Source organism: Bacteroidota bacterium, from assembly GCA_039714315.1.
In the GTDB taxonomy this organism is placed as follows: Bacteria; Bacteroidota; Bacteroidia; order Flavobacteriales; family JADGDT01; genus JADGDT01.
This window is the reverse complement of the sequence record JBDLJM010000194.1, coordinates 1-4,505: the sequence shown is the minus strand read 5'-3', so window position 1 is coordinate 4,505 and position 4,505 is coordinate 1. Positions and strand designations below refer to the sequence as shown.

3 protein-coding genes are annotated in these 4,505 nt (G+C 33.3%); 1 reads left to right on the top strand and 2 read right to left on the bottom strand.

The genetic code is table 11. From position 1 onward, the window contains the following. Positions 1 to 205 precede the first annotated feature (205 nt). Positions 206 to 2,746 (bottom strand): BamA/TamA family outer membrane protein, encoded by a 2,541-nt coding sequence (locus ABFR62_13180; protein ID MEN8139374.1) that lies wholly within the window; start codon positions 2,744 to 2,746, stop codon positions 206 to 208. 25 nt (positions 2,747 to 2,771) lie between these two features. Between ABFR62_13180 and ABFR62_13175 the strand changes: the two genes are divergently transcribed. Continuing rightward, complete coding sequence (locus ABFR62_13175) at positions 2,772 to 3,515, top strand: RNA methyltransferase (GenBank protein ID MEN8139373.1); 744 nt, start codon at positions 2,772 to 2,774, stop codon at positions 3,513 to 3,515. Here the strand turns inward: ABFR62_13175 and ABFR62_13170 are convergent. Then, a complete protein-coding gene (locus ABFR62_13170) occupies positions 3,480 to 4,376 on the bottom strand; it encodes a DMT family transporter (protein ID MEN8139372.1) in 897 nt (298 codons plus the stop codon). The two genes, ABFR62_13175 and ABFR62_13170, sit on opposite strands and share 36 nt — an antisense overlap. Between the last annotated feature and the right edge of the window lie 129 nt (positions 4,377 to 4,505).

The window sequence follows — 4,505 nt, the reverse complement described above, 5'->3', positions numbered from 1 at the left end:
AGGGGAATGATAAAATTTTGTCTTGTGAACACCATCTGACCAAAACATAAAATTATTCACAGATGAAAGTTACGATAATATCCGCAAATATTATTAATTTGAATAAGCTAAAAGTTAAACGCCCTACACTTTAAGTAACCTACAACAAACACCTAAGTAACAAAGAGTTAATACAGGGAGACAATGAGAAATATACAAGGTATATTTAAAAAGGATAACCTACGGCAAAATTAACCTGTGGACTGAAAAAAGTTTGATTTCTAATAACCCACCGTTTCCCTGCTTCTTTACTGGGGTCAAAAGTTTTGTAGCCGAAATCGAATCTAAATACAAAAAAGGTAAAATCATATCTGGCTCCAAAACCAGTACCAACGCCGAGTTGTTTATAGAATGAATCCAATCTAAAATTAGTTTCAGGAATATCGTTCCCAATTCCCCAAATATTACCGGCATCAACAAATAACGCACCGTGAAGCTTTCCGAATATCTTTACACGGTACTCCAGTCCGAATGTCATTTTAAATTTATCATACGAATAATCGAAAGGATAATCCTGAACACCTCCAGGACCTAACTCATAAGGCATCCACGCCCTTACATCGCTTACTCCTCCTGCAAAATACGATCTTTCAAAAGGTATATCAGACGAATTTCCGAAAGGTAATGATAATCCTGTTAGTGCTCTAAAAGCAATTCTGTCTGTAGAGTTCAATCGCCAATATTTCCTGAAATCAAGATCCAGCTTTACAAATTGTGCATAAGGAAGTCCAAAAACTGTTTTACTTATTTCCCCTTGAGGATTATTTAATTTATCGAGAGGGCTTATTTTATCATATAAAGTAAACAAAGTTCCTGCCAGTTCTGCTTCTCCTTTGAAATAAAGAAAGCTATGCTCCTTATCCATACGTTGATTATTATATGTGTATGAATAAGATGTGGATGATATCAGGAAATCCTGAGTTAAGCGCTGAAACCGTTGAACAGAATTTGCAAAAGGAGAATACACCTCAAAACTTTTAAATTCAGGATCATTTAACATTATCTTATAAAGTTCATTTGTCCCTTCTAAATCTTCATATTCGGGATGTATTTCCAAATATACATCCTGAGCTTCCTTAATATTTTCACTTTCCGTTCTATTAGCTCGAAAATAATCTTCTTTGCTGTTAAGGTATTTAATATACTGAAGGTTAGATAATTTAAAATTGTGTTCTTTGGTCTCAGATTGATTCCAGGTATAATCTATTGATGAATTATAACTGTTTTTACTCAACCCTATATTTAGCTGATTGTTCAAAGATCCCCTAATTGTAGAACGGGGACGCATACTTTTGGGTACTAAATTTTCACTGTTAAAAGGCAACAAAAACCTCGGAAACTGCATACTTAACTGTAAACCGTACTGGTAAGCATTAAAAATAGCATCATCATTAATAGTTACCTCTTTCTGATTCCCGGCCATTGCATTTAACGATATATTAAAAATCTCTGCTCCTCCAAAAGTGTTGCGGTTAGTAAAGGAAAAATTAGACGCGACCCCAAAACCTAAAGTGTTTGAATTAGTACCTTCTATCTCAAATTTTGTTGTGTTTCTTTTTAAAGGGGTCAGATAAATGTCACTTATTAATCCTGACTTGTTTATATCTGTTGTATCTTCTTTTATCTTTATATCTGTCATCTTAAAAATCCCCAGACTGCTTAGAAGCTTATAAGTGATCTTCCTGTCTTCATCGCTATAAAGAGTTCCGGGTTCAAAGTAAATAGCATCTGTAAGGGCTCTAGTCTTATATCGGTTTTTAGTTTTTGCCAAAAAATAATAATTGTCTTTGGCTAAAGAGTCAACAACAGGCTTTTTATAGTTTTCGAAAAGATGATCGGTATAGACGTTTACTTTATTTACCTTATACTTTTTGTGTGGAACGTATATTACACCACTTTTAGTTTCCACAGGGTAATCGGAAATTAACAGTTTTATGTCCACTTTATGCCCTGCTAAATTTGAATCAGCGTCGAACTTTATAAATATATTTTTAAAGTTATATACTCCTGAATTTTTGAATAATGTAGAAAGTCTGTTTTGCTCCAGATAGAAGTTCGACATATCAAACTGTTCTCCTTTTATTAAGAATGACTTCTCTTTCTCCTCCTCATATAGATTGCGTAACACCTCCGAATTAATATCATAATCAATCTTATTAATGAAATATGCCGGGCCCGTTGAAATATAGTATTTCACCTTGGCCTTTCTATATGTATATTCGGTAGAGTCTTTACCTGTTGCCTTAAAATAGCCCTTGTTTTTATATAACTGGGTTAATTGCGCTGTTGATTTATTGGTTTTTTTTGCGCTGGTGATAACCGGTGTCTCCCCGGTTTCTTTTAGCCACTCCTGAATAGATATATAATCCTCCTCAAGCCCCTTAACCGACTTTGGAGAAAAAGCTTTTTCCAAAAACTTCACTGTTTTTTGATTCTCAAACTTTAACTTATCAACTTCTTTTACAGGATCGATATCTGCTAAATTATAAACATGTAGATAGAAAGGATAAAAACCAAAAAATGTTTGATTCGGATGCTGCTTAATGTATTGCTGGGGCTCTAACTCAAAATTGCGTTTCCCATTAATAAAAACCAGATTATGCTCAAGCAGATAATCACCATCTTCAACCCTCTTTGTAGAAATACAAGATGAAAGTGCTGTCAGCAGTATTAGTATAAATAATATATTTGTAAATAAGTTTTTCAACTCAGGGAATTTTTATACAAAAGTAATGATTAGTAAGAACCAATTGAAATTAATTCAAAGTCTAAAGCTAAAAAAGAATCGCAATAAAACAGGACTTTTTATCGCAGAAGGTGAAAAAGTTGTTTTAGAATTGTTAAACAGCTCTATTAAATTACATTCTTTATATTGTTTACCTTCTTTTTCTGGTCAAATAGAAAATAAATCAGACAACATAACTGAGATTAGCGAGAAGGAACTGTCGCGAATAAGTAATTTGAAATCCCCTAATCAGGTTCTTGCACTTTTCGAAATCCCAAAATCTGAAAAATATATTACGGAAAAAGGATTAATACTGGCTCTTGACGACATTAGAGACCCCGGAAATTTAGGCACTATAATCAGACTTGCCGATTGGTTTGGCGTGTACACAATTTTGTGTAGCCATAATACTGTTGATGCTTTCAATCCTAAAGTAATCATGGCTACAATGGGATCTATATCCAGAGTAAATCTGATTTACTGTGACCTGGAAGAAGAATTAATAAATATTTCGAAACCAATTTATGGTGCTTTACTCGAAGGCGAAAATGTTTACAAAGCCAACATCATAGATGATGCAGTTTTAGTAATAGGAAACGAATCAAACGGAATTTCGGATGATATAGAAAAACATGTTTCCAATAAAATTACAATCCCTCAATTTGGCAACTTACAGGAAACAGAGAGCTTAAATGCAGCTATAGCAACAGGAATTTTACTTTCTGAGTTTAAGTCCGGAAAAAGAGGGTAATGGTATCTTTTTGTAAAAAAGGTTTAACAGAACCCCTGATATAACAAATACAATACCAATAATAACAGTTAAGGTATAAGTAGTTCCAAATATGAGATAATCAAAGCCCAGAGCATAAACTATCCCAATATATTTCATAATAGAAACTACATTAGCTTCGGCCTGCGCCAGAGCTTTAGTCATATATATTTGGGCTATTTGAGTAAAAATACCAATCAAAATTAACAGCCCCCATTCCCAACCTATGGGATTAACCCACTCGAAATAACTCCACACTAAAGTTACCGGAGTTGCAATAAGTGGAAAATAAAACACTATAACTACCGGGTGATCAGAATCCCGCAACTTCCTTATTGCATTATATGCAAAACCCGAAAATAATGCAGATAGAATTCCGGCTATTAAATAAATCCAGGAAATATTCGAGGAAAAACCCTTTACCATTGCTATCCCGGCAAAGGAAATCCCAAAAAATACCCATCGGAATGGTCCCATTTTTTCGTTAAGCAGGAAAATGGCAATTATTGCAGTAAAAATAGGTGACATATACTGAATTGTAATGGCAGTTGCTAAGGGTAGATTATGTAAGGTGAAAAAGAATAAGCTAAGTGCTATAACACCAAAGGTTCCTCTGATAATCAACCATTTCTTATTATTTCCAAAAGGTTTCAGATTTAGTTTTTTGATGAAATAAAACGAAATAATTAATGAAATAACCGATCTAAACAATATTAATTCCGAAGTTGGAAACCTGTTTAGCGACTTCACTATTAAATTCATCACCCCAAAGGCTAATGAAGATATGAACATGTATTTTATCCCTTTTTGCATCTCAATTTTTAAGGCTGCAAAAGTAGTCATTAATAAGTATTTATATCACCATGGATAAAATCAATATTTAATTGTTTCAATAGTTGAAAATATTTTAGAAACTTGCACTTGTAAATACAATATCAGCATACAAGACATATAAATTATTAACAGATGAAA